28 protein-coding genes are annotated in these 26431 nt (G+C 45.5%); 12 read left to right on the top strand and 16 right to left on the bottom strand.

The window, feature by feature from the left end; genetic code table 11:
* The first annotated feature begins 22 nt into the window (after positions 1-22).
* The 4 genes from J6600_RS14775 to J6600_RS14760 all read left to right on the top strand — a co-directional run bounded on the left by J6600_RS14775 (position 23) and on the right by J6600_RS14760 (position 3906).
* Complete coding sequence (locus J6600_RS14775; RefSeq protein WP_003152031.1) at positions 23-421, top strand: YueI family protein; 399 nt, start codon at positions 23-25, stop codon at positions 419-421.
* 96 nt (positions 422-517) lie between these two features.
* Positions 518-1069, top strand: coding sequence for a cysteine hydrolase family protein (locus tag J6600_RS14770; RefSeq protein WP_003152033.1), 552 nt, complete (start codon positions 518-520; stop codon positions 1067-1069).
* Positions 1070-1086: 17 nt separating this feature from the next.
* Positions 1087-2553 (top strand): nicotinate phosphoribosyltransferase, encoded by a 1467-nt coding sequence (locus J6600_RS14765; RefSeq protein ID WP_014418767.1) that lies wholly within the window; start codon positions 1087-1089, stop codon positions 2551-2553.
* A 129-nt stretch (positions 2554-2682) separates the two neighbouring features.
* Entirely contained in the window at positions 2683-3906 is a 1224-nt protein-coding gene (locus J6600_RS14760) for an EAL and HDOD domain-containing protein (protein ID WP_209387547.1), read from the top strand.
* 6 nt (positions 3907-3912) lie between these two features.
* On the opposite strand, the gene J6600_RS14755 is transcribed toward J6600_RS14760, so the two are convergent.
* The gene (locus J6600_RS14755; RefSeq protein WP_015418107.1) at positions 3913-4254 is read right to left on the bottom strand and encodes a YuzC family spore coat inner layer protein; all 342 of its coding nucleotides are present in this window, start codon (positions 4252-4254) and stop codon (positions 3913-3915) included.
* Between the two features lie 464 nt (positions 4255-4718).
* Here J6600_RS14755 and degQ point away from each other — a divergent pair, with 464 nt between their 5' ends.
* The 6 genes from degQ (at position 4719) to J6600_RS14725 (ending at position 9545) form a co-directional block, all read left to right on the top strand.
* Positions 4719-4859 (top strand): degradation enzyme regulation protein DegQ, encoded by a 141-nt coding sequence (gene degQ / locus J6600_RS14750; RefSeq protein WP_003152043.1) that lies wholly within the window; start codon positions 4719-4721, stop codon positions 4857-4859.
* A gap of 151 nt (positions 4860-5010) precedes the next feature.
* Positions 5011-5916: a polyprenyl synthetase family protein gene (locus tag J6600_RS14745; RefSeq protein WP_014418764.1), complete on the top strand. Its 906-nt coding sequence runs from the start codon at positions 5011-5013 to the stop codon at positions 5914-5916.
* Entirely contained in the window at positions 5916-6086 is a 171-nt protein-coding gene (gene comX, locus J6600_RS14740; protein WP_032863917.1) for a competence pheromone ComX, read from the top strand. Before J6600_RS14745 ends, comX begins: the two co-directional genes overlap by 1 nt.
* Positions 6064-8415 (top strand): sensor histidine kinase, encoded by a 2352-nt coding sequence (locus J6600_RS14735; RefSeq protein WP_271259836.1) that lies wholly within the window; start codon positions 6064-6066, stop codon positions 8413-8415. The genes comX and J6600_RS14735 overlap by 23 nt, the downstream gene beginning before the upstream one ends.
* An 80-nt stretch (positions 8416-8495) precedes the next feature.
* The gene (gene comA, locus J6600_RS14730) at positions 8496-9140 is read left to right on the top strand and encodes a two-component system response regulator ComA (protein ID WP_209387546.1); all 645 of its coding nucleotides are present in this window, start codon (positions 8496-8498) and stop codon (positions 9138-9140) included.
* A gap of 21 nt (positions 9141-9161) precedes the next feature.
* Positions 9162-9545: a hotdog fold thioesterase gene (locus J6600_RS14725; protein WP_065180456.1), complete on the top strand. Its 384-nt coding sequence runs from the start codon at positions 9162-9164 to the stop codon at positions 9543-9545.
* 39 nt (positions 9546-9584) lie between these two features.
* Here J6600_RS14725 and mnhG read toward each other — a convergent pair whose 3' ends face one another.
* The 7 genes from mnhG to J6600_RS14690 are packed head-to-tail and all read right to left on the bottom strand — an operon-like array spanning position 9585 to position 15354.
* A complete protein-coding gene (mnhG, locus tag J6600_RS14720) occupies positions 9585-9959 on the bottom strand; it encodes a monovalent cation/H(+) antiporter subunit G (protein ID WP_003152056.1) in 375 nt (124 codons plus the stop codon).
* Positions 9943-10227, bottom strand: a complete 285-nt coding sequence (locus J6600_RS14715) for a Na(+)/H(+) antiporter subunit F1 (protein ID WP_012118311.1) — start codon at positions 10225-10227, stop codon at positions 9943-9945. The genes mnhG and J6600_RS14715 overlap by 17 nt, the downstream gene beginning before the upstream one ends.
* Positions 10227-10703, bottom strand: a complete 477-nt coding sequence (locus J6600_RS14710) for a Na+/H+ antiporter subunit E (protein ID WP_209387545.1) — start codon at positions 10701-10703, stop codon at positions 10227-10229. The genes J6600_RS14715 and J6600_RS14710 overlap by 1 nt, the downstream gene beginning before the upstream one ends.
* Positions 10704-10708: 5 nt before the next feature.
* Positions 10709-12190: a Na+/H+ antiporter subunit D gene (locus J6600_RS14705; protein WP_032863920.1), complete on the bottom strand. Its 1482-nt coding sequence runs from the start codon at positions 12188-12190 to the stop codon at positions 10709-10711.
* Positions 12183-12524, bottom strand: a complete 342-nt coding sequence (locus J6600_RS14700; protein ID WP_022553706.1) for a Na(+)/H(+) antiporter subunit C — start codon at positions 12522-12524, stop codon at positions 12183-12185. The genes J6600_RS14705 and J6600_RS14700 overlap by 8 nt, the downstream gene beginning before the upstream one ends.
* A complete protein-coding gene (locus J6600_RS14695) occupies positions 12524-12955 on the bottom strand; it encodes a Na(+)/H(+) antiporter subunit B (protein ID WP_007613424.1) in 432 nt (143 codons plus the stop codon). The genes J6600_RS14700 and J6600_RS14695 overlap by 1 nt, the downstream gene beginning before the upstream one ends.
* Positions 12952-15354, bottom strand: coding sequence for a Na+/H+ antiporter subunit A (locus tag J6600_RS14690; protein ID WP_209387544.1), 2403 nt, complete (start codon positions 15352-15354; stop codon positions 12952-12954). The genes J6600_RS14695 and J6600_RS14690 overlap by 4 nt, the downstream gene beginning before the upstream one ends.
* A 242-nt stretch (positions 15355-15596) precedes the next feature.
* Between J6600_RS14690 and J6600_RS14685 the strand changes: the two genes are divergently transcribed.
* Positions 15597-15815 (top strand): hypothetical protein, encoded by a 219-nt coding sequence (locus tag J6600_RS14685; protein WP_014721737.1) that lies wholly within the window; start codon positions 15597-15599, stop codon positions 15813-15815.
* Between the two features lie 44 nt (positions 15816-15859).
* On the opposite strand, the gene nupQ is transcribed toward J6600_RS14685, so the two are convergent.
* The 6 genes from nupQ to malK form a co-directional block, all read right to left on the bottom strand.
* The gene (gene nupQ / locus J6600_RS14680; protein WP_209387543.1) at positions 15860-16819 is read right to left on the bottom strand and encodes a guanosine ABC transporter permease NupQ; all 960 of its coding nucleotides are present in this window, start codon (positions 16817-16819) and stop codon (positions 15860-15862) included.
* Positions 16820-17866 carry an ABC transporter permease gene (locus J6600_RS14675; protein ID WP_012118308.1) on the bottom strand — a complete coding sequence of 349 codons (1047 nt, stop codon included), beginning with the start codon at positions 17864-17866 and terminating at the stop codon, positions 16820-16822.
* Entirely contained in the window at positions 17859-19391 is a 1533-nt protein-coding gene (locus J6600_RS14670; RefSeq protein ID WP_103526661.1) for an ABC transporter ATP-binding protein, read from the bottom strand. The genes J6600_RS14675 and J6600_RS14670 overlap by 8 nt, the downstream gene beginning before the upstream one ends.
* A 141-nt stretch (positions 19392-19532) precedes the next feature.
* Positions 19533-20606 (bottom strand): BMP family lipoprotein, encoded by a 1074-nt coding sequence (locus J6600_RS14665; protein ID WP_007408665.1) that lies wholly within the window; start codon positions 20604-20606, stop codon positions 19533-19535.
* 401 nt (positions 20607-21007) lie between these two features.
* A complete protein-coding gene (locus tag J6600_RS14660; protein WP_003152077.1) occupies positions 21008-21715 on the bottom strand; it encodes a response regulator in 708 nt (235 codons plus the stop codon).
* Positions 21708-23309, bottom strand: coding sequence for a malate sensor histidine kinase MalK (malK, locus tag J6600_RS14655; protein ID WP_014418754.1), 1602 nt, complete (start codon positions 23307-23309; stop codon positions 21708-21710). Before malK ends, J6600_RS14660 begins: the two co-directional genes overlap by 8 nt.
* A gap of 174 nt (positions 23310-23483) precedes the next feature.
* Here malK and J6600_RS14650 point away from each other — a divergent pair, with 174 nt between their 5' ends.
* Entirely contained in the window at positions 23484-24041 is a 558-nt protein-coding gene (locus tag J6600_RS14650) for a YufK family protein (RefSeq protein ID WP_007408662.1), read from the top strand.
* A gap of 14 nt (positions 24042-24055) precedes the next feature.
* Here the strand turns inward: J6600_RS14650 and J6600_RS14645 are convergent, their stop codons facing one another.
* Positions 24056-24469, bottom strand: a complete 414-nt coding sequence (locus J6600_RS14645) for a thiol-disulfide oxidoreductase DCC family protein (RefSeq protein WP_209387542.1) — start codon at positions 24467-24469, stop codon at positions 24056-24058.
* Positions 24470-24490: 21 nt separating this feature from the next.
* A complete protein-coding gene (locus J6600_RS14640; RefSeq protein ID WP_014418753.1) occupies positions 24491-26365 on the bottom strand; it encodes a transglycosylase domain-containing protein in 1875 nt (624 codons plus the stop codon).
* Between the last annotated feature and the right edge of the window lie 66 nt (positions 26366-26431).

Here is a 26431-nt window from a genome sequence, read left to right as displayed (position 1 = left end):
CAAGCTGAGGAGGGACAGGCCGATGAGCGACAAAACGGTTGACCTTTATTTACAGCAGGGGATGTACGGCCCTCTGCAGACGAAACCGGATGAACGCCATTTATTTTTAGGCTCGCTGCGTGAAAGAGTCATCATTGCCCTGACGAAGGGACAGGTGCTGCAAAAGCAGCCTTATGAAGAAGTGAAACAGGCGCTGAAAAGCCGAAAAGACGCGGTACTCTATATAAACGGAAGGCTCCCGTATCATGCTTATTCACCATATATGAAGCTTGCCGCACTTGCCGGTGTTCGAAGCTCCGTCATATCGGATCTTCAATTCGAAACGCCGCTCGGCCTGGTTTTTGCCGCCGATTATGCCGTGAACCTTGACGGCATTTACGTACAGGATGACATTTTTCAGCGCTCACTCCTGAAATCTTAAAAGGGCAAAACACCGTTTGTCATTTTACAATGCCAATTCACTTACAAGTGGAGATAGGATATAATGGTTTTCATATGAATGGCGGGGAGGCCGGCTATGAAAAAAGCATTTATATGCATTGATTATACGAATGATTTTGCAGCAGAGAACGGGGCATTAACCTGCGGAGAACCCGCGAGACAGATTGAAGATACGATTGTCAGTTTGACGCAAGCATTTATAGAAAACGGTGATTACGTTGTCTTTGCGGTAGATTCGCATGATGCAGACGATGATTTTCATCCCGAGACACGCCTGTTTCCTCCGCATAATATCAACGGCACGGAGGGCAAAGAGCTGTACGGAAGGCTATCGCCTCTTTATGAGAAACATAAACACGCAAAAAACGTAAATTATATGGAAAAAACGAGATATTCTGCTTTTGCGGGAACGGATTTAGAGCTGAAACTGCGGGAACGGCAGATCACTGAGCTGCATCTTGCGGGCCTGTGCACGGACATCTGCGTTCTTCACACGGCGGTTGACGCCTACAACAAGGGCTTTCAGATCGTCATTCATCAAAACGCTGTGGCCAGCTTTAATCCGGAAGGGCATGAATGGGCCCTGTCCCATTTTAAGAACAGCATCGGAGCGCAAGTGGCAGAGTAAGGAAGGGGAAAATAATTTTGGTGGAGCATGGTTTTAAAGACGACAGTTTGTCTTTACATACAGATCTTTATCAAATTAATATGGCCGAAACGTACTGGAGAGACGGCATTCATGAGAAAAAAGCGATTTTTGAGCTTTTTTTCAGAAAGCTTCCCTTTGAAAACGGCTATGCGGTATTTGCGGGCTTAGAAAAAGCAATCGAATACTTGGAGAACTTCAAATTTACCGACAGCGATCTGAATTATTTAAAAACGGAATTGCACTATGCTGATGATTTCATTGATTATTTACGGGATCTTTCTTTTACCGGATCTCTTTACAGCATGAAAGAAGGCGAGCTCGTTTTTAACAACGAACCGATTATGCGGGTCGAAGCGCCCCTGATCGAAGCCCAGCTGATTGAGACGGCTCTGCTTAACATTGTGAATTACCAAACATTAATCGCCACGAAAGCGGCCCGCATTAAAGGCGTTGTCGGTGACGAAGACGCCCTCGAATTCGGAACGCGGCGCGCCCATGAAATGGATGCGGCTATGTGGGGAGCGAGAGCGGCTTTGATCGGCGGCTTCAGCGCAACGAGTAATGTAAGAGCCGGAAAGCGTTTTAATATACCGGTATCCGGCACGCACGCTCATGCGCTCGTACAAGCGTACCGCGATGAATATACGGCATTTAAGAAATATGCGGAGACCCACAAAGACTGCGTATTTCTCGTAGATACGTACGATACGATCCGTTCGGGCATGCCGAATGCGATTAAAGTCGCAAAGGAATTCGGCGACCGGATCAACTTCATCGGCATCCGCTTGGACAGCGGGGACTTGGCGTACCTGTCAAAAAAAGCGCGTGAAATGCTTGATGAAGCGGGTTTCACAGACGCAAAGGTCATTGCTTCAAGCGATCTTGACGAGCACACGATATTAAATCTGAAATCCCAAGGAGCGAAAATCGATACGTGGGGCATCGGCACGAAGCTGATTACCGCATACGATCAGCCGGCCCTCGGCGCGGTTTACAAGCTTGTCGCCATTGAAGAGGACGGCAAACTGACCGACACCATTAAAATTTCGTCAAACCCTGAAAAAGTGACAACGCCGGGAAGAAAGAGAGTATACCGGATTATCAACAAGCTGAATCACCACTCGGAAGGTGATTATATCGCGCTTTATGACGAGCGGGTAAATGATCAGAAACGTTTAAAAATGTTCCATCCCGTCCACACGTTCGTCAGCAAATTCGTCACTGATTTCTATGCGAAAGACCTGCATGAGCCGATCTTTGAAAACGGCGTTTTATGCTATGATAATCCCGAAATTACCGACATCCAGCAATACGTGCAGGATAACCTCAAACTTCTGTGGGAGGAATACAAACGGATCAGCAAGCCGGAAGAATATCCGGTCGATTTAAGCGAAGACTGCTGGAGCAACAAGATGCAGCGGATTCATGAAATCAAAAGCGAGCTGAAACGGGAACTTGAATAGAAGACAAAGCGGCCTTTCCTTTCTCTGGAAAGGCCTTTTTGTTGTGATAATATTTTTCACATTTAGACAAATTTCGTCAAATTATTTGATATACTTATGTTCGAAGGCCGTATCTAAGGGGGTAAATGAATGAAGGTGTTTGTTGCGAGACAGCCTATCTTCAACAGAAACGAACAGGTTGTTGCTTATGAACTTCTTTACCGGGAGAGCGAAGAGAACCGTTATTCGGCCGCTGACGGAGATAAAGCTACGACGGATCTCATTATTAACAGCTTTATCAACATCGGAATCGAAAAGCTGACTGAGGGGAAACGCTGCTTTGTGAATTTTACAGAAAGCCTGATGTTTTCAGATCTCCCTACCTCCTTTGATCCTGACCAGCTTATTATCGAAATTCTTGAGGACATACCGATCACTCCGGCACTCATCTCAAGATGCAGACAGCTGAAGAAATTAGGATATACATTAGCACTTGATGATTTTTACGCCATCAATCCGGAAAATGAAGAGTTAGTGGAACAGCTGATGAAATATATTGATATTTTAAAAATCGACTTTTTGCAATCCTCGCGTCTGGAGCGCAAAAAAATCATTCAGACGTACAGCTGTAAAAGTCTGATTTATTTAGCGGAGAAAGTGGAGACGAGAAAAGATTATAAACAGGCGGCCATAGACGGCTTTCACCTGTTTCAAGGATATTTTTTCAGTGAACCGCGTGTCATCAGCGGAAATGATCTGACGTTTCATTTTCATTCTTACTACCAGCTTTTAAGCGAATTAAACAATGACCAGCCCAATATACAGCGCGTGACGGAATACATAGAGCGGGACGTCAGCTTATCGTATCAGATTCTGCGTTTTTTAAACGGATCGCAAACAAGGCTGAAAAAAAAGATAGACAGCATCCAGCAGGCCATCATGATGCTCGGGCTGAATGAGATTAAGCGCTTGATTTACATTCTTTCATTCAGAGATTTAACGGCGAAAAGCCACTCAAGCCAAAAAGAAATCATTAAGATTTCCTTAATCAGGGCCAAACTGTGCGAACTGCTGGCGAAAAGAACCGGAAGGCCCCAGCCCTCTTCTTACATGCTGATCGGCATGTTTTCGCTCATCGATACGCTTCTCCACAGGGAGCTGGAGGATATCATCAAAGAACTGCCTTTAATCGATGAAGTCGGACAGGCGCTGCTCGGTTATGAAAACGATTATTATAAGATGCTCGCGCTAGTCAAAGCCATTGAATGCAACAACTGGGAATGTGACGAGTGGGGAAAAGAACTGAACAAAGAAGAAGCGTATGACTGTTACTTACAGGCGATCGAATGGTGCCGGCAGCTGATCGTGGATTGAGCCGCTTTAAGCCGACCACCTGAGGGCGATGATAAACCGGCTTTGCTCTCTGATCAGACTGACACGGATGCCGTCGGGATTATACGTCACGTCAAAGTCATTTTTGATGCCGGTCTGCTTAATGAGCCGCTTGACCGCTGCGGTGTCAGATGATTGCGCTGCGGTGAGGATGCGGCGCGCAAGCTCTTTTGACGCCGACAGCCGCGCAAGGAGCAGGCGTGCATCCTCCAGCATGCCCGCAGCCTCTTTTGCGGACGCTGTCAAAATATCTGCGTGAACCGGGGCACTGGGCGCAGGATGCCGGTATGGCGCGGCGAAAACAGGACAGCATGGATACACATAATGCATACGGCGGACTCCTTCCTGAGAAAACATTCGTTATACATGAGTATAGGCGGCGTGATAATGAGTTATGACATGCAAAAGACCACAATGCGGGGGTTGCGGTCTTTTCGGTGTTTGTCGGTGGTTATGCGACGTTGTTCGCCCATTCTGTTTTGAAATTGCGACGGCAGGGACTATAGTCCTTGCCGGTTTGTCGGAAAACCGTTAAAAAAACAGCAGAACCGCCAGATTGGTCTGCTTCATCCTAAACGTCTGCCTTTCTGGTAGTTATATAGTCCTGTTCGCTAAATGCTCCGTTCGGGACTATGGGATTACCTCGGTTTGCGGTGTCACGCAGATACTTTTACACATACTTTTCGGTGAAAAATCCCGCAAAAACGTTTACACTATTAGTAACAGATCAAATACCTAGGACTCGTTCACCATACACAATTCATTGATCTTTCAAAAAAAGGAGTGTGGAAACGGTGGAAAACAAATTAGAAGAAGTAAAGCAATTATTATTCCGACTTGAAAATGATATCAGAGAAACAACCGACTCATTACGAAACATTAACAAAAGCATTGATCAGCTCGATAAATTCTCATATGCAATGAAAATTTCTTAAAAAGACTTGGAAACAAGTCTTTTTTTTGTGCATTTTTTATCCATTTCGTGGATAAAGTATTATACGATTGTTAAAAAACGAAAAACCTGCTGTCTTTCATCACCTGCATTTAGTAAAATAGAATGGGAGGGTGAAGACAATTATTGAGCAAATGTGTTTAGATGCCGAAACGATTAAAGAGAAGATGAAGGAAATTGTAAATGATAATCTTTACAATTCAGATTTGATCAGTCTGCTGTGCTCTTTCATTGAAACAAAAGAATCCTTCTTTTTTGGAAACCTGGCATATCAGCATTACATAGCATTTAACGGAGCAAATTTCAAAGAAATAGAGCTACTGGCTGTTGGAATTGAATTGTTGATTTTATCATTTGATATCTTGGATGACCATGAAGATGAGGATAATGACAGTGCTCTTTGGATGAAAATTGACCGCTCAGTTTCGCTAAATGCATCAACATCTCTCTATACAATTAGTCTCCATCTCATTAATTCGCTTTGTACAGTTTCCGAATTTTCTCAGTTAGCCTTAAAATATGCATTAGAAGCAATGCAGGGGCAGCATGATGACTTAAGGAATGTGGCCGAGACTGAAGAAGAGTGCCTCGAAATGATAAAACATAAATCAGGTTCACTTACTGCGATGCCATGTGTATTGGGAACAATGCTTGCATCCGGGGAATATAACGAGACTGTTGAGAATTATTCTTACTTGTTAGGAATTGTGAAACAAATAGAGAATGATTATTATGGGTTATTTAATAAAGAACGCAGTGATATTAACAAAAAAAGAAATAACTTAGTTTTATTATACTTAAAACGAAAATTTAATCCGATGTCAGTATTAATTCTTAAAATAATGAATTCAAACCAGGAATATCAATTATTGCTTTCAGATAAAGACGCGTTCAAACAAAAGCTTTGGGATGCTGGGGTGATTCAATATATTTCTATCATGATTAAATTATATGAAGATAAAATAATGAATGAATTAAACAAAATAAATATTGAAATTGAGTTATTGCATTACAAATCATTGAATGAGGGCACAGTATAATGAATCAAGACATCGTAAATTATTTAATGAAAAACCCAGAAGTACTAGAGAAATTAAAAAAAGAAGAAGTTAGTTTACTTAGTATCCCAAATTCACTTATCCCAACTATTCTTGAGATTTTTGATAATAATGTAAAAATAAGAAGAAATGACCCAGCTTGGTTTACTTAAAAAACAAGAGAGTTGTGGTTCCTTGAGACAATTGCTGAAATGTTTTACGGTTGCTTTATTATTGTTCGGAATTTTTTATTTTACTTTTATAATTTATTATACTCAGAATGGAATATTAATAGGAACAAAAGTAGTTCAGTCTTCTAACCAAGAATTAAAAGTTGTGGATATTTCAAAATCTTCTTATGGAAGAATAATGGGTCTAAAAATTGGGGACAGAATTACTGAAATAAATGGCGGAAAACCTAAAAAAGAAAATATTTATGGTTCATACCTTGCGAAAATTAAGTATTTAAAAGTTGAGAGAGACGGGCGTTTAATAGAACTTAAAAATATTGAATTCATTTATTTAGATAGTCCATATAGTTTCTTTTCGTATATTATTCCGTGTATCTTTTTTCTTCTTAGTTTAATATGCATATTTTATATATTTAAAGTCAACCTAAGAAAAGATAGCGTCTCAGCGTATATTCTTATTTGCTTTTTACTGTGTATTTCTATTGCATACTTAAGCGCAGGAGGGGTTACAAGAGGTTATCGTATTAATAGGTACATTAATCTTTACACCTTTTTAGCTGTGCCTGTTTTATATCTAAATTTCTTGCATCAATATTTCAAAGAACTTAAAGTGAAATTTTCGAGAGGAATTTACGTTGGTTTATTGTACCTTCTTCCTCTAATTAATATCCTGCTTGAATTATTTAGAGATAGAATAGGTCATCATTTAATTGTAAGCCTTAACCTTTTAACATTTTTATTAGAAATGATTGTAGTTTATGTTAGTCTCATATTATATCAAATAAAACATAGAAAAAAGGATTTCTCTTACCTGTTAAAAGTACTTCTGGTTTCTAATACAATTGCTTTTTTACCCTTTTCTTTATTATATATTGCTCCATTGATTATTTTTGGACAATATGTATATAGCGCTGTGGTTACTGCACCTTTTCTTCTGCTCATACCTTTAGCATTGGTATATCAATTTGTCGTAAATAAGATTTACAACATTGATTTCTTGTTAGGCCGTTTGAGGTATTATTGCTTGTTAGCAGTTATTCCGACGATAGGAATCGTTTGGGTATTTGTAGTATTCATCAACAAAAATAAAAATTTTGACACTTTCCAAATTACATTGTTTGTATTTCTAATCATGCTAGCCGTTTTTTATTTCAAAGAAGTTCTAGACTTTAAGTTTCGCTTAAAGCGTTTCTCTGAAAAATACAATTACCAAGACAGCATATTTAAATATACACAGCTTCTTAAAAGCGTATCAGCTTTAAATCAAGTGTTTATGAATTTGAAAAAGACTATTTTGGACGTCTTGCCTGTTAGTAAAGCTTATATATTTGAAATCAATTCTGACGGAGACATTCTGTATTTTGATAAACAGAACAGTGAACCGAACTGGCAGCCGTATAAAAAAGAATTTGATAAAGTCACATCAGAGATTGGCAAGATTATTGAAGTAAATCAAGGTTTTCTGATGAAGATTGGAGAAAGAGGGGCAAACTCATACGTTCTGCTTTGTTTGTCGAGCATTAATACTCCGAGACTGACAAGAGATGAGATATCTTGGTTAAAGACATTGTCTTTTTATACAAGTGTTTCGATGGAAAACATATTGCAGATCGAAGAACTTATGAACCATTTACAAGATCTAAAACAACAAGGCTCAAACCCGGTCTGGCTCAAAAAGCTGATGTTTACGATCGAGGAAAAGCAGCGTTCGGATTTGGCCCGTGATCTGCATGATTCAGTGCTGCAGGACTTGATTTCTTTGAAGCGCCAGTGTGAGCTGTTTCTGGCCGATTTTAAGAAAGAGGAGCCTTGCCAGTTAGAGGTGCAGGACAAGCTTCATCAGATGAATGAGCAGATGTCGGATGTCATTTTGATGACCCGGGAGACGTGCCATGAGCTGCGTCCTCAGCTGCTGTATGATTTGGGTCTGGTCAAGGCGGTATCCAAGCTTGCCGCGCAGCAGCAGGAGCGTGCGCCGTTTCATATCCGTCTGAATACGGGCCGGTTTACGGCGGCGCTGGATTTGGATACACAGCTGAATTTGTACCGCATCATTCAGGAATTTCTTTCGAACGCCATGAAGCATTCACAGGCGAATGAGGTGCTGATTATGCTGATCAGCATTCAAAATAAAGTGATTCTGCATTATGAAGACGACGGTGTCGGATGCAATCAGGAAGAAGGCGGCGGGCAGTCGATGAGCATGGGTCTTTCGGGTATTAAGGAGCGTGTCCGGGCGCTTGACGGACGGATGAAAATCGACACAAGTGAAGGAAACGGTTTTAAAGCGGATATTGAAATGGAATTGTAACCAATTTATCACCAAATCGACTTGGCAGAAGCCAAGTCTTTTTAATAAAATGGAAATGAGTGAGTAAAAGGGAGGAAACCATGAAAAAGATACTAGTGATTGATGATCATCCGGCTGTCATGGAGGGCACCAAGACGATTCTGGAAACGGACACGAATCTTTCTGTCGATTGCCTCAGTCCTGATGCCAGTGAACAATTCGTTCTCCGGCATGATTTTTCAGCTTACGATCTCATATTAATGGATTTAAATCTGGGTGATGACATCAGCGGCATAGAGCTTTCCAAGAAAATCTTAAAAGAGAATCCTCTCTGTAAAATCATTGTCTACACAGGCTATGAGGTTGAAGATTATTTTGAAGAATCCATCCGCGCGGGCCTGCATGGCGCCATCAGCAAAACCGAATCTAAAGAGAAAATCATGCAATACATATATCACGTGCTCAACGGACAGATTTTAGTTGATTTCTCCTATTTCAAACAGCTGATGACCCAGCAAAAAACAAAAACGTCTTCTTCCCCTCAAAGTGAGCAGGATCGGTTAACACAGAGAGAGCGCCATATTCTCCAAGAGGTCGAAAAAGGTTTGACCAATCAGGAAATCGCAGATGCGCTTCACTTAAGCAAGCTGTCGATTGAATACAGCCTGACATCCATTTTTAACAAGCTGAATGTCGGCTCCCGAACTGAAGCGGTGCTGATCGCCAAGTCAGATAACGTACTATAAATCTTGAAGGGAGAATGACCTATGAATCTGAACAATACATTGCTCGGTGCACTCGGTATTGAAATCACTGAAAACACGCCGGAGAGATGCGTAGCGGTGATGCCGGTGGATAAGAGGACGGTGCAGCCTTTCGGATATCTGCATGGTGGCGCGTCAGCAGCGCTGGCAGAGACTGTTGCAAGTGTCGGGGCCCAGCATTTTATCGACCAATCGAAACAGGCGTGTGTCGGGCTTGAGATTAATGCCAATCATTTAAAATCCGTGAAAGAGGGCGGGACGGTCACAGCGATTGCGAAACCCGTTCACACAGGCAGGGCAACCATTGTGTACGAAATTAACATTTTCGATGAACGGGAAAGGCTGATCTGTGTTTCCCGCTGCACGCTGGCTGTTATAACAAAATAAACAAACAGCCGGAACCCTGAATCGTCCGGCTGTTTGTTTTTACAAATATGAATCTTCTTTTCGTTTGATCACAAAGTTTCTGATCCCTTTGTAATCATCCTGAACGCTTCTTTTATCAAGCGCCGCTCCCGAATTGTACGCGGCCCTGCATATGAGGTGCGCTCCGACCGGCGCCGTCAGCAGGATAAAAATGATGCCGAGCAGTATTTTTACAGAAATTTCTCCGGTCAGCATCCACAAGTAGCCTAACACCCCGAGCAATACCAAATTAACGCCGAGTGTCGAGCCTTTTGAAGAGGCGTGGGCGCGCGTATACACATCAGGAAGCCTGAGTGTGCCGAAAGACGCGACCAGGCAGATCAGCGATCCCATCAGAATACAAACGGCGACGGCCCATTTAACGATTTCGATCATTTTCGATAATCTCTCCTTTCTCCAAAAACTTAGCAAAGGCAATCGTGCCGATAAACGATAAAATGCCGAGCAGCAGTATGATGTCCAAAAAGGCCGATGTGTTTAAGAGAATGGATACAAGCGCGGTCATGGCAATCAGATTAATGCCGATCCCATCAAGCGCGACGACCCGGTCCGGTATCGTAGGCCCTTTTATGACGCGAATGACGTACAGAAGAGTCGAAACCGCCATAATGCCGAGTGATAATTGCAGAATAAACGTAAACATCAGCGGCTCACCTCCTGAATGGCTTTCTCAAAAGAGACGCGGATGTCATGGATTGCTTTCTCCGCATCTTCAATGTCCATGGCGTGTATATAGAGAATCGACCGGTCATCGGAGATATCCATTACAAGCGTACCCGGTGTTAAAGTGATTAACAGCGAGAGCAGCGTGATCTCCCAATCCTCCGTCAATTCCGTCTTAAACGCGAAAATGCCCGGGCGGATGTTCAGTTTCGGCGATATAACGGTTTTCAGCACGCTGACATTGGCCAAATATAATTCTTTTATAAAGACCAGCGCCAGTCTGATGACTGACCATATTTTCCAAATATAAAACGGCCGCGAGAAGAAGCGCCGGAAAAAAAACAGCGCCGCCAAGCCCGCGATAAATCCGGTCATAAAACCCGCCGCGCTGAGGCTGTTTGTGAGAAACATCCAGCAAACAGCGAGAAGAACATTTAATAATAGTTGAAAAGCCATGCCATCTACTCCTTCAAAACAGCTTCAATGTATTTTTCCGGATTCAGCAGATTCTCAGCCGTCTGATTAACATACGGTGAAACCCATTCGGTTCCGAGCCCGAACAGAAGCGACAAAAGGAGAAAAGCGGCTGCCGGATAAAGAAGTCCTTTTGCGGACCGTCCGCCTGCGCCGGGGATTTCTTTTTCTTCCCCCCAAAAAGCCGTCGTAAAAACCTTCAGCACGGAATAGAGCACAAGCAGGCTTGATAAGAGAATCAATACGGAAAACAATGTTTCCCCCTTATCGAACCCGCCTTCCGCGATCTTCAGCTTGCCCACAAATCCGCTGAACGGCGGGATGCCGGCCAAAGATATGGCTGAAATAAAGAACATCCATCCTAAAACGGGATAACGGGTGATCAGTCCGCCCATTTTATGCATGCTGGCAGTGCCTGTCAATGCGATAAGCGTGCCGGCAAGCATAAACAGCGCTCCTTTAATCAGCATATCGTGAATCAAGTAATAAACCGCTCCTTGAATGGAGGCCGGCGTGTTCATGGCAATGCCGAACAAAATCACGCCGACGGCTGTAATAATATTGTAGATGACAATTTTCATGACATCCGAAAAGGCGATAGATCCGATTACGCCGAATAGCACCGTCAGCATCGCAAGCCACATCATCAATTGGTGGGTAAAGCCCGTATCGTGAATAAAGATCAGGGTGAATACTCTTAAAATTGCATACAGGCCGACTTTCGTCAAAAGAGACCCGAATAAAGCCGAAATTGCAGCCGGCGGGGCGTAATAAGAGCCCGGCATCCAAAAATACAGCGGGAATATTCCGCCCTTTAAACCGAAAACGACGAGAAGAAGGACGCCGATGACGGTGATCAGCCCGGTCTGGCCCGATTCGCTTATTTTTACGCTTAGATCAGCCATATTCAGCGTGCCCGTCACCGCGTATAAGTAACCGACGCCGATGACAAAAAACGCTGATGACACAATGTTAAACACGATATACTTCAATGATTCTCTTAATTGAATTTTCGTTCCGCCAAGCACGATCAGCATGTAGGACGCGATAAGCAGAAGCTCAAAAAAGACGTACATGTTGAACAGGTCACCCGTCAAAAACGCTCCGCTTACGCCGGCCAGAAGAAACTGCACCCCTGAATAATAGAAAGCGCGCTCCCTTTTTTCTCCGATGGAGCGGAAGGAGTACAGGGTGACGAGCAGCCCGATTATGGCGGTTGTCAAAACAAGCAGTGCGGCGAGCTGATCCGCGGCGAGCACAATGCCGTACGGTGCTTTCCAGCCGCCGAGTGTCAGCGTCTGAATCCCGTGTGTGAAAACGGTCTGAACGAGAGCGGCGCTGATGACGATGGAGACACAGGAAGCGGCAGTGCTGAATATCCGCATCAGCATCACGTGCCTGTTCATAAAAATCAGCAGCACTGCGGCAAGCAGCGGCACCAGAATAGGCAATATCACAAAGTTATTCATGTTGATCATTTCCCCTCATTCGATCCATATCGTCCGTTTTCAGTTCCTGATAGGCGCGAAACGCCATCACAAGCAGGAAGGACGTGACGCCGAACGAAATAACGATCGCCGTCAGTATGAGTGCCTGCGGCAGCGGATCGACAAACGACGAGCTTTTTCCGCCCAGTATGGGAGGAGCGCCTTTTTTCAGTCCGCCCATGGTCAGGAGCAGCAAATGGACGCCGTGGCTTAAAAGCGCGGTGCCGATAATCACGCGCAGCAGACTTTTAGAAAGCAGCAGGTAGGTTGCCGCCATAAACAAAATACCGGCAATGACAGACATTAAGATTTCCATTATTCTTCCTCTCCAATCGTTTGAATAATGGTCATCGTCACGCCGACAACAACGAGATACACACCTAAATCAAACAAAGTGGCCGTCGCAAGCTCCGTATTCCCAAGCACCGGGAGATGAAAATGGCCGAATGTATGGGTGAGAAAGGGTGCTCCGAATAAGAACGAACCTGCACCCGTTGCAATCGCGATAAGCAGACCCGCGCCCGCCACATAAATAAAATTGACGGGCAAAATCGATTTGACGGTTTTTAAATCAAAGGCCAAAAGCAACAGCACGATGGCCGAAGACGTAATCAGTCCGCCGACAAATCCTCCGCCGGGAGCGTTATGCCCCGATAAAAATAAATAGAAAGAGAAAAGCAGAATGATAAAAGATACAAGCTTCGTTGCCGTCTGAAGGATGATGTCGTTTGTTTTTTGCTGTCTCAACGCTCTTCTCCCTCCTCTTTTACTTTTGTTCTGATCATGCCGTAAATCCCGAGTGCGGCAATCGACAGCACCGTGATTTCAAACATCGTATCAAATCCCCTGAAATCAACGAGGATGACGTTGACGATATTGTTTCCTCCCCCGAGCTTATGGCTGTAAGCGGTGAAAAAGGAGGAGATGCTGTCTTTTGTTTTTTCGCTGGAAGACGCGATTCCGAGCATTGTCACGATGACGCCGACACCGAGAGAAATGATAAAATTCGTCATCCGGAATGTTCTTGTCTTCTTTTTCCGCCGCATTTTCGGCAGATGGTAAAAACAAAGAAGAAACAAGGCGACAGATATCGTCTCAATGACGAGCTGCGTGAGCGCCAGATCGGGCGCTCTGAAAATCACGAAAAACAGCGCGAGTGTGTACCCGACAACACCGAGTGAGATAATGGCCGTCAGCCGCGATTTGGCGAACACAGTCGCAATCGTTGCGCTCACCATAACGAGGGACAGCACGATTTCATACAGGCCGATTTCAGCCATGCCTTTCGCTGTCATGGAAAAGCCGCCTTTCATGACGAATGCCGTTCCGATGAGAATGATAAACGCCGCAAAAATATACAGCAGATAATCCCGCAAAAATCCGGTCATATACGATGACGTCAGCTGGTAAGATCTTTTTTCCATACTGCCCGTCACCGCATCGTAAAGCTTGTTCAGCGTCAGTTTTTTCGGAAACAGACCGTACAAACGCTCCCATTTAGACAGCGTTACGTAACCGATCGTGCCGACAATGATGATGCCGAGGGTCATCATTACCTCAGCCGTCACCCCGTGCCACTGGGAAATATGGACATGGAATGTATCTCCGCCGGTTAACAGAGCCGGATAAATGGAGTTCATCGCCGGTTCAATCAGGCTGTAAGACAAAACGTTCGGTGCAAAAAACAGACTGACGGCGCAAGCGGCAAGGATCACCGGCGAAATCAGCATGCCGAGCGGTGCTTCATGCGGCGTCTTTTCAAGCTGATCAGGTTTGCGCGCGCCGCTGAACGTTCTGAAAAACAGCTTCATACTGTAGATGAAAGTGAAGACGCTCCCGATCCACGCGAGAACGGGGAACAGCACGCCCCACGTATCCAGGCTGAAAATATCTGCATGAGCAATCCGCAGCATACTTGTAAAGAACATTTCTTTACTTAAAAAGCCGTTAAACGGAGGGAGGCCCGCCATGGAAAACGTTCCGATCAGTGAAACGGTGAACGTTACCGGCATAAGCGCCATCAGTCCGCCGAGCCTGCGGATGTCCCGTGTTCCCGTTTCATGGTCGATAATGCCGACCGCCATAAATAAACTTCCTTTAAAAGTAGCATGGTTAATTAAGTGAAACACAGCCGCGGTGACAGCCGCCGTAAAATACTCTGAATGCTGGTAATGAAGCGCGGCGGCTCCTGCGCCGAGCATCGATACAATCATACCGAGCTGACTGACTGTGGAAAATGCCAGAATCGCTTTTAAATCGGTTTGTTTAATCGCATTGAAGGAAGCCCATACCATCGTGATCAGACCGACTGAGGCAACCGTCCAAAACCAGACGGGTGAAAATGCAAAAACCGGACTGAATCTGGCAATCACATAAATGCCCGCTTTCACCATTGTAGCCGAGTGCAGATAGGCGCTGACAGGAGTCGGCGCCTCCATGGCATCAGGCAGCCAGATATAAAACGGAAACTGCGCTGATTTCGTAAAGGCCCCCAATAACAGGAGAACCATCGCCGGAATAAAGAATGGATGGCCTGCGATAATATGCACCTGGTTGACCATTTCCCTGATACTGAAAGAATCCGTCATCAGATACAGCAGGATAAAGCCGCCGAGCATGCACAGCCCGCCGCCGACGGTAATCAGCAGTGACTTTTCCGCACCGTAGCGTGATTTCTTCCGCTTATGCCAATACCCGATTAATAAGAAGGATGACAGGCTTGTCAGCTCCCAGAACATATAAAGCACGATGACGTTATCGACGAGCACAACGCCGAGCATCGCGCCCATAAACATCAGCAGGTACACATAAAAGGGGCCGAGCTTTTCTTTGTCCTTCGATAAGTAAAAAATACTGTAAAGCGTCACCAAAGAGCCGATGCCCGTAATCAATAAAGCGAATAACAGCCCGAGTCCGTCAATATAAACGGTATAGTTAATACCGAGGGACGGAATCCATTCGGCCGCATACCGGACGGTTTCCCCAGCCATTGTGACATGGAGCTTGCTGATAAAGTAAACAAACAGCACAACGGGCACTATCAGCACAAACCAGCCTGTATGGACTTGTTTTACCCGTTTATAAAGAAAGGGAACGATAAATGCAAATAAAAAAGGCGCCAAAATCGCGAAATGTAACAGCTGCAACAGAAGACCTCCTTTGCTTGTTTTTCATCAAGCAACTGCTTTATGTAAGAATGAATCAATCAATTCACGGTCATAGGACCCAGTACAAATTATATCGCACTTTTTTTTACCCTGCTACGGCATAATGTATTCCTCTCTGTGTTTTTATGGTCTTTTGAACCCAAAATAAATTTATCAAATATCCTGATCTTTGTATATACATTTATCTTTCAGATCAAGCTTTTAAAAAAGGAGCTGGTCAGATGAAGAGAAAGGCGGCGGCCTGTATTGGAATATTTTGTTCTATTATTGCAGGAACATTCATAGCGGACGATTTCTGCAAAGGGAGGCAGCAGACGGAGGCGGATAATTGGGAGCGTTTTTTTCTCGGTGCGGAATACGCAGAAGACAAGCTGAGTGCGGCTGAATCAATGCAAACGCCGTTTCAGCCGCGTGAGTATATCAGAATCGTATATAGATGAAAAGAGTTCCGGCACCAGGGTGCGGAACTCTTTTTGTGTGGCAATCAGCGTTTTCCTTTAATGTAAGGGATGCCGTTGGCTTTAGGAGCGTCCGCGCGGCCGATGAAGCCGGCAAGCGCGAGAATGGTCAGAATGTAAGGAGCCATCAGCATGTATACATTCGGAATGTCTTTGAACAGGGGCAAAAGCGAGCCGATAATGCTCAAACTCTGCGCAAACCCGAAGAACAGCGCCGCCCCGAGCGCGCCGATCGGATGCCATTTGCCGAAAACCAGCGCGGCAAGAGCGATAAAGCCTTGCCCGGAAATGGTGGAGTGGGTGAAATCAAGCGCGATCGTGGAAGCATATACACCGCCGCCGAGCCCGCCGAACAGCCCGCTGATCATAACGCCGATATAGCGCATGCCGAACACATTGATTCCCATCGTATCGGCCGCCATCGGATGTTCCCCGACAGAACGGATGCGGAGGCCGAACGGCGTTTTGAATAGAATAAACCAGGAAACAAAGGCCAGTACGATGGCTAAAATCGACGTATAATATACGTCAGAAAAGAAAATCTTTCCTAAAACCGGAATATCGCTTAACCCGGGAATGTTCGTTTTGTAAAAGGGCTCCGGGATTTTATCAGTCTGGGCCTTTCCGTAGATCAGCTTGACGATAAACAGTGTCGCTCCTAACGCGAGCATATTGATCGCCACACCGGTTACCGTCTGATCGGCGCGGAAAGAAACCGAGGCAGCCGCGTGGATCAGTGAGAACAGTCCGCCGGCAATCATAGCCGCAGCCAAGGCGAGCCACGGAGCGGCGGCGCCAAGCTCGCGTCCGAAAAATAAGTTGAACATGACGCTTGTAAAGGCGCCGATAATCATCAGTCCTTCAAGACCGATGTTGACAACTCCCGATCTTTCAGAAAACACGCCGCCGAGAGCGGTTAAAATAAGCGGAGCCGCATATACGAGTGTTGCCGGGACAATAATGGATAAAATCTGCAGGAAGTCCACTTACTTCGCCCCCTTTTTCTTCAATTTATCAAGGATGAGACGGATGGCGTAGCTTGATGCCACAAACAAAATAATAATGGCGATGACGATGTCAACGACTTCAGAAGGCACCCCGGATTCAATCGGCATATTTAATGCCCCGACTTTAAGGCCGCCGAGAAGACATGCCGCCAGGACAACGCCGATTGCCGTGCTGCCGCCGAGAAGCGCAACCGCAATGCCGTCGAAGCCGACGCCGGTAAAAGCGCCCTTAACCGCCGCGTATTGAAAGGTTCCGAGTCCTTCCATCGCGCCGGCAAGCCCCGCGAAGGCGCCGGAAATCATCATGGCGTACATCATATTTTTTCTGACGCTCATTCCGGCGTATTGTGCGGCGTGCTGGTTAAAGCCGACAGCCCGGAATTCAAATCCGCTTTTTGTTTTATGAATGATAAACCACATGAGAACTGCCGCAAACAGAGCGATCAGAATGCCCCAGTGAAGGCGGGAGTAATCTGTCAGCTGCTCTAAAAACGGCGAGCGGAGCGACGCGCTTTCATGAATTTTGTCTGTTTTGTCCCGGTGGTCCGTCATGACATCGGAAATGAGATAATTGGTTAAATGAAGAGCGATATAATTCATCATGATCGTGACAATCACTTCGTGGACAAAAAAACGGGCTTTTAAAAATCCGGGAATCAGGCCCCAAATGCCGCCCGCAGCCGCGGCCGCCAATAACGAAAGCGGAAGGTGGATATAAGCGGGGGCGTCAAAGGAAGCGCCGACCCACACCGCGGCAGTCCAGCCGACAAGGAGCTGTCCTTCAACCCCGATATTAAACAGGCCGGTCCGAAATGCGAATGCCACGGCCAATCCGGACAAAATATATGGCGTAATCTGCCGGATCGATTCCCCGATGTAATACACTTCACCGAAAATGCCGCTCCAAAGAGCCGAATACCCGCTTACGACATTGTAGCCGCTGGCGAGCATGATGACCGCACCCGCAGCTAACCCAAGGATGATCGCAATCAGCGGCACAGCCAGATGAGAAAGTCGATTAATCATGTGTTTTCTCCGCCTCCATTTGCTTACTTCCCGCCATTAAAAGTCCGAGCTCCTGCTCGTTTGTTTCAAGCGGATTGACGTTTGCGATGATGCTGCCTTCAAAGATGACGGCGATGCGATCGCTGAGATTCATTATTTCATCAAGTTCAAAAGATAACAGAAGCACCGCTTTACCGGCATCACGCTGCTCAATGAGCTTTTTATGGACGAATTCAATCGCGCCGACATCGAGTCCCCGCGTCGGCTGGGCCGCAATTAAAAGATCCGGATTTCTGTCCACTTCCCGGCCGATAATGGCCTTTTGCTGATTCCCCCCGGAGAGAGCGCGCGCAGGCGTATATTCATCAGGTGTTCTGACATCGTATTCTTCAATCAGGCTTCGCGCTTTGTCATAAATCGTGTGTTTATTTAATATGCCGAAAGAAGAGTAGGGCTTTTGGTAATAACTTTGCAGCACGATATTTTCTCCGATCGGAAAATCAAGGACGAGCCCGTGTTTATGCCTGTCCTGCGGTATATGCCCGATTCCGGCTTCAGTGACTTTCCTGGGCGGCATGTTTTGCAGCTGTTTGCCGTTTAACGTGATCGTGCCGGCATTTGTTTTTCTGAGACCTGTAATGGCTTCAATTAATTCAGACTGGCCGTTTCCGTCAACGCCCGCAATGCCGACGATTTCACCGGCTCTGACTGAGAGGGAGAGCTGTTTGACCGCCTCAACGCCGCGCGCGTCTTTAACCGTTACATCAGAAAGTGAAAGCACTTCTTGTTTCGGATCGGCCGCTTGTTTATCCGTCTTGAATGACACTTCGCGTCCGACCATCAGGCTTGCCAGTTCATCTTGATCCGTATGTGCGACATCGAGTGTTGTAATGCCTTTTCCTTTCCGGATGATGGTGACACGATCGCAGACTTCCATAATCTCTTTTAATTTGTGGGTGATGAGGATAATTGATTTTCCTTCATTGACAAGATTTTTCATAATCTGAATCAGTTCTTGAATTTCGTGCGGAGTCAGCACCGCGGTCGGCTCGTCAAAAATGAGAATGTCGGCGCCCCGGTAGAGGGTCTTTAATATTTCCGCCCGCTGCTGCATACCGACGGAAATATCGGCAACTTTGGCTTCAGGATCAATGTGCAGGCCGTAACGGTCGGAAATATCGCGCACGTCCCGGGCGGCGCGCTGTCTGTCAATCCGGCCGAAAGTTTTCGGCTCTTTTCCGAGAATGATATTTTCTGAGACGGTAAAGGTATCCACAAGCATAAAATGCTGGTGCACCATCCCGATGCCAAGATCGTTGGCTTTGTTCGGGCTGTTGATGTGAACGCGTTCGCCCCGCACCCGGATCTCGCCTTTTTCCGGCTGATACAGGCCGAATAAAACGTTCATGAGTGTCGATTTTCCGGCGCCGTTTTCACCGAGAAGGGCGTGTATTTCGCCTTTTTTCACTTGAAGCGTGACGTCATCATTGGCGACGATTCCGGGAAACTCCTTGCGTATATTAAGCATTTCAATGATATAATCCACCGATTTGACGCTCCTTTTCAGAGATACTTTGATGAGAAAGAGCTTGGCAAAAGAAAAGCTGCAAGAGATGCAGCTTTTCCTTCACCGCTCTTTTCATAAAAGAGAGGGGATAAGCATGGAAGTCTCCTTATCCCCTGGTTCTTACTCAGCCTTGAAGGATTTCAATTCTTTTTCAGTTGAAGGGATCTCGAGCCCGTCCGCGATTTTCTTCTTCCAATCGTCTGTTGCTTTGATGACATCGTCAGAAAGGTTCTCCTTGTGATCCGAGATGCCGACTGCATCTTGCGCCAAACCGTATGTTAATGTTTTGCCGCCCGGGAATTTCCCGTCACTCGCTTTTTTCGTTAAGTCCTCTACGGCTGTATCCACTTTTTTGACCATTGATGTGAGAGTGACATTGTCTTTTGTGCCTTTGACTTGACCTTCCGCGTACTGGTCTTTATCAACACCGATAACCCATACGTTCCGCTTCGGATCTTCTTTTTTCAGATTTTTCGCTTCTGTGAAGACGCCCGTTCCCGTTGCGCCGGCCGCGTGATAAATGACGTCAACGCCTGATTTGTACATGCTTTCAGCCGTCGCCTTACCGACATCGGCTTTGTCAAATCCGCCCGCATATTTCACTTCGACGGTCGCTTTCGGATTTGCGGCTTGTACACCCGCGCGGAAGCCGATTTCGAATTTTTTGATCAATTCAGACTCCATTCCGCCCACGAATCCGACTTTTCCCGTTTTGCTCGATAGCGCAGCGGCCGCTCCCACGAGGAATGAACCTTCCTGCTCTTTAAATGTAAGGCTCGCCACGTTGTCTTTTTTGACAACGGCGTCAATGATCGCAAAATTTGTGTCTTTGCGCTGATCGGCGATTTCGCTGATGGAATCCTGCATCAGATACCCGACGCCGTAAATCAGGTCAAAGTGTTCCCGCGCTAATTTATTTAAGTTCGTTGTATAATCCGCATCTGATTTTGATTGAAGATAGTCAAAACCGCTTTTGCCTTTTGTAAGCCCGTTGTCTTTTCCGAATGCCTGAATACCTTCCCAGGCGGACTGGTTAAATGATTTGTCATCGACACCGCCGATATCCGTTACCATGCCGACGGTAAAGTTTTTGCTGCCGGAGCCGTTTGCTTTGTCACTTGAACCGCATGCGCTTAATATGGTTCCGGCCGCCGCGATGAGCGCCATCGCCATTCCGATTTTGCGTTTTTTCAAAGATATAACCCCCCTGTAAAATATGGCTGTGCCGTTCAATTCAGACTTGAGTCCCCGTACCGGATGCAGAATCGAAAAAACTTTCTGATAATAATGATGAGACGTCTCTCTTTTTCCCGCCTTGAGCGGCTGTCTCTTCCGGGTTCGGGACTTATGACTTATCTGAAAAGATCTGCTAACCAATCATAATTTATCATTTTACCCGTCATAAATAAATAGAAATTTGCTTATTTTTTAAAAAATATCAATTTTATGAATCGGCTTCCTCATCTGGATAAAACAAAGGAGGATCAGCCGGGTCATTATCCTTATATAGCATATCAAAAAGGAATCTCAATGCTTTTGTCACGGGATATGACAGTAAAAAAGCACCGTTCACAGCGGAACGGCGCTTTTTGACATTATAAATATTGTTTGATGCTGCTGACATTGCCGGTGTTGATATGATATTGAAAGACGGGCCTTCCGATCGTGCCGTACGCCATCTCTACATTCAGCACTTGTATGTCTTCCAGAAATTTAAGGTATTTCCGGATGGAGACTTGCGAGATTTCAGTATGCTTGGCGAGATCTTCCGTGGTAAAAGAGCCGTCACCGAAAGACTCAATGCTCGCCCAGATGAGTTTAAGCGTGCTTTTTGTCAATCCCTTCGGAAGGTGAACCTTTTCCGCCGCTTCTTTCTTTTGAAAAAGCTCGGCATCCAATTCTTTCTGTGTCATGCTTCTGTGTGATTGATAAACTTTCTGCTTGCGTCTGTAGTCGGAAAGAGCGGTTTGAAAGCGGTCAAATTCAAATGGTTTGATTAAATAATCGACGGCGCCGTACCGAAGCGTTTTTTTGATGACGTCCAGCTCGCTTGCGGCCGAAATGACGATGACATCAACCGATTCATTTTGCTTGCGGATTTCCGTTAAAAGCTCAAGTCCGTTTTTTCCCGGCATGTAAATGTCAAGAAGGATAAGATCGATATGATGCTCGCTCAGCACGTGCAGCGCGCTTTGAAAGGATGATGCGATCCCTTTCAGCTGAAATCCTTCAATCTGGCTGAGATAGCGTTTATTTAATTCACCCACCATGGGGTCGTCTTCAACTATGAGTACATTAATCATCATTTTCCTCCTTCGGTTCATACGGAATGCGAAGACTGAAAGTCGTTCCTTCATTCTTTTCACTTGTCACAATCATATGGCCTTTTAAATTTTCTGTTGCCTGCTGGGTGAAATAGAGGCCGAACCCCCGGTTTGTCCCTTTCGTGGAATAACCTTGTTCAAAAATACGGGCTTGGTCTGCCGCAGACATTCCGGCTCCCGTGTCCGTAATCTCTATATCAAGCTGGCGATCCTGAAACCGCATTGAGCACGTAATGTTTTTTTTCGGCATCTGCGCCACCGCGTCGAGCGCGTTGTTTAACAGGTTTCCGATAATCGTAATGAGCTCATGGATGACGGCCGGATCCGCCGCATTCGGGATCAGGCTGCCGAGCTGAATGTCCAGATCAGCACCCTGTTCGCGTATGTAGCTTTGTTTTCCTAGAAGAAACCCTGCGAGAACCGGACTTTTGACATCACTTATAATTTCGCTTGTTTCCGTCTTCTGCTGAATGGCAATGTCTTTAATGTAAGTGCCGAGATCATCGTATTCTTTTAACTGGACAAGCCCTAAAATGACATGAAGCTTATTCATGAATTCATGAGACTGGGCTCTTAATGCGTTTGCATACATTTTAACACCGGACAGCTGTTCTGCTAAATGTTTGACCTCCGTTTTGTCCCTGAACGTGGCGATCGCTCCGACGGTTTGTCCTTTCAGATGAATCGGAACCTCATTAAAGACCAGCTCAAGTCCGTTAATGCGGATATCCCTGTCCTGAAGCGGTTTTTTCGTTTCAATCACCTGTTTCAGCCGGCTTTTCGGGAGAATATCGTTCACATCTTGATCGACCGGATTAGTCGGAATACCCATTTTAATAAAAAGCCGTTTCGCTTCCGCATTGGCAAGCTTAATTTTTCCCCGCGCGTCAACCGCCAGGATGCCTTCCTTCGTTGATTCGAGCATGGCGCTCCGCTCTTCCAGCAGGGTGGCGATTTCATAAGGCTCAAGACCGTACATAATGTTTTTGACGGTGCGGGCGACAATGACGGCTCCGATGACGCCGACAAAAATACTTACGCAGATGATGAAATAAAGCGGTCTCAAACTGTGGCTGACGACATCCTGTATTTTGTTAAGCGAAATTCCGACCGAAACGACGCCCACTTGTTTTTTATCTTTTCCATAGATCGGTACGAAGGCTCTCATGGATTTCCCGAGGGTTCCCGCTGATGTGCTCGTTTTGATATGGCCGTGCATCGCCGGCTGTTCGTCTCCGCCGGTGAATTTCTTCCCGATTTTATTTGCGTCGGGGTGGGTGAGGCGGATGCTGTTCATATCCATCACCACGACAAATTCGGTTCCTGTCGTATGCTGGACGTCTAATGTATAATCCCGGAGCTCTTTCAGCCCTTTTCTTGTTTGCAATGCCTGCGTGACACTCGGTGTTTCCGCGACCAGCTTTGCGGTGCGCAGCGCGGTTGTCCGTTCTTCTTCTTTCACGCGGTCTGCTGTTTGGACGCTGATCGTGAAAAAGGTGATACAAAGTGCGATAAGGACGACAATACAGACGAATATCGTTAATCGGGTTTGCAATTTTAATGTTTTTTTCATAACAGCCTTCCTTACGTTTATCATTCCCGCGTTCTACTTTACTCCGAAAAAGCCGGTTTGTGAAGATCAGGCCCTTATTTCGTAAAAGTGAGGAAAAATGGAATTTTTTATCTTGTCAATGTGTTTTAAGTCCTCCATAATAAGTGAGGTAGATTAAAGAAAGGGACTTTTTATATGAAAAATACTTATTGGACGGGTTATTTTCCGCTCGTTGCGATTCTGCTTTTTAGTTCGTCATTATCCATTTCTACCTCGCTTTATGTCATGAAGATACTTCAGACGCTCGGCATGTATCAGGGGATGCTGGATTATTTCTCTGAGAAAGGGATCAGACTGGCGCTTTTTGCAGCGTTCGCCCTTGTGTATTTTATGCTCTTTTCGGCTTTGAAGCTGATTGCAAACACAGTGACAGAGCTGTCTCTTTTGTTTTTCACAAATGACCCTGAGGGGGACAATCTGAAAAAAATCAGATTAGGCTCTTTAATTTATGTAGGCGGAGGAATTCTTTCCTTTGCGCTCGTGCAGAATGGTTTTTGGATTGCGGCGTTATTTGCCGTTGTTACGCTCGTTTATTTGATTTTCATGGTGTACAGAATCTATTCGACACTCTCTATCGTTTCGCTGATCGGTTTTATATTGCTTGAGATTCTGTTTTGGTTTACTTTTGTTATCGGTATTTTGTACATCTTTATCAAGCTTTATAATAGCATAATGGCTAGCTTACCTGTGTAAGCTAGCCATTTTTGTTAAGACAGAAATCTGTTTTTGATCTCAGGGGAGGGGAGCATGCATGCTTCCCTTTTTCCGAACCATTTGTAACGGCGCCGGGCGATGAAAGAATAGGCTCTGTCCCTGAGGGGGCGGGGCACTGCGAAAAAAACCGCTGACAGCCGCCAGGCTCCGCGGAGATGACGTGTAACCTTTAACACGGCTGCGGATTTTTTGTATATCCGCCCGTTTTCGATAAAAATCATGCTGTCAAATTGTTCTGTCGGAAGTCCTTCTGATGCCAAAAGCTCCCGGGCGGTATCTGATTGCAATGAAGCAAATGAGATTTTGCCGGCCGGATCGCGTTTAATGATGAATTGAACGGCGCCGCTGCATAAGTTGCAGACGCCGTCAAACAAAAGCACGCGGTCCGGAAGCTGAGCTGGTTTCAAAGCGGATCCCCTCCGTTATCTTTAGTAAGCTGCCTGCAGCGTGTTTTTCCAGATCGAAAGCTGAGGGCTTGCGTCATGAAGGTATTCGACGCTTGACGGTGTATCCTTGCCGACCCATACCCCCATCGTATAAGCGTCCGTCAGGCCGACAAACCACATATCGTGATAGTCATTTGACGTTCCTGATTTTCCGCCGACGTACGGAGCTTTAAAGTTCGCTTTTTTTCCTGTACCGCTTTTGACGACGGCTTTCATCATTTCTTTGATCTGCATGTTGGTCCGCACGCTGAATACCTGCGTCGGCTCATCTTTCCATTTTAATATCGTTTTTCCTTTTAAATCAGTCACTTTTGTAATCGCGTGACTCGGCGTATAAACGCCGTTGTTGCCGAACGTGGTGTACGCATTGGTCATTTCAAGCGGCGTCATGCCGTTTGTAAAACCGCCAAGCGCCGCAGGCAGACGGTAATCCGCGCTGACCAGCTTCGCGAAATGAAACGGTTCAAGGTAGCTGAACGCCTTATTGACGCCGACGCGGTCCATGATTCTGATGGCCGGTGTGTTGTACGAGTATTTAAACGCCGTTTCCAGCGTGACCGTGCCGTACGTGCGGTTATTATAGTTCTGCGGGCAGTAATCCGCACTGCAGAATTTGCTTGCGTCAATCTTGCTGTGTGGCGTTGCGCCGGTCTTTTCAATGTAAGGTCCGTAATCAAGCAGCGGCTTAATGGATGAACCGGGCTGTCTGTATGCTTGATAGGCGCGGTTGAAATCATATTTATGATAATCTTTCCCGCCTGAAAGCGCGATAATCTGATGCGTCTGATGATTAATCACGGCCGCTCCGCCCTGAACGCCTGCATACGGCAGATTTTGATTCACTTGGGCGACGACCTGGTTTTGCATATACGGATTCAGCGCCGTATAAATCTTCACGCCGTCTTTTAACAATGTGCTGACTCTGTCGGAAAGCTCACTCTGTATTTTTTGTTTCGCCTTTCCGGAAGCTTTTTCAAGACGTTTGTCATAGCCTTCGGATGATGAAACAAGCTGTGTGAATTCATCATTTACATAGGAAACATAGTCAGGATATTTATTTGTTTTTTCGTTTATATCAAGCTTGATCTTTTCCTTTTCGGCTTTTTTCAGCTGTTTCCCGGATATAACGCCTGCTTTTTTCAATCCGTTAAGCAATCTGACTTGTCGTTTTTTCGTATAATCAAAATGCTTGAGAGGATCATATAATGTAGGGTTATTAGGGATAGCGCAGATAAAGGCCATCTCTCCCAAAGTGAGAGATTTCAGCGGCTTGCTGAAATAAAATTGCGCCGCCGAACCGACACCGTATACGCCGTTATTAAAATAAATCGTATTTAAGTAGCCTTCTAAAATCTCATCTTTGCTGTATTTTTTCTCAAGCTGATAGGAATAGGCCAGCTCCGTCAGTTTTCGGCTGAAGGTGCGTTCATGGCTTAAATACACATTCCTTGCCAGCTGCTGGGTGATGGTGCTGGCGCCCTGATCAATTTTATGATCTTTGAAATTGGAGGCGGCCGCCCTGACCATCCCCATAAAGTCAAACCCTTTATGCTCATAAAAATGACGGTCTTCAGAGGTTAAAAACAGCTGTTTTACCTCATTCGGTATTTTATTAAAGGGCACAATCACGCGGTTCTCATGATCGCTGACAATCTCAGAAACAAGGCTTCCGTCCCTGTCATACATGTAACTGTTTTGAACCAGGTTGATCGCTTTTAAATCAATATGTTTATCGAGCACCTGATCAAAAGGCTTGATTTGTTTTACCTCTTTGCCGGAAGCAATAACTGTAAATGCAAACAACGGGATAATGCCGAGCAGCAAAATCCATCCGATTATTTTACGTACCATGGTCACTCTCTTTTCTCCTGATTTCTAGCCATATCGTATCATTCTTTTAAGAATACGAGAAGGTTAAATTTA

This window comes from Bacillus sp. LJBV19 (assembly GCF_017797845.1).
Lineage (GTDB): Bacteria > Bacillota > Bacilli > Bacillales > Bacillaceae > Bacillus > Bacillus velezensis.
This window is presented reverse-complemented; position numbering and strand designations above follow the sequence as displayed.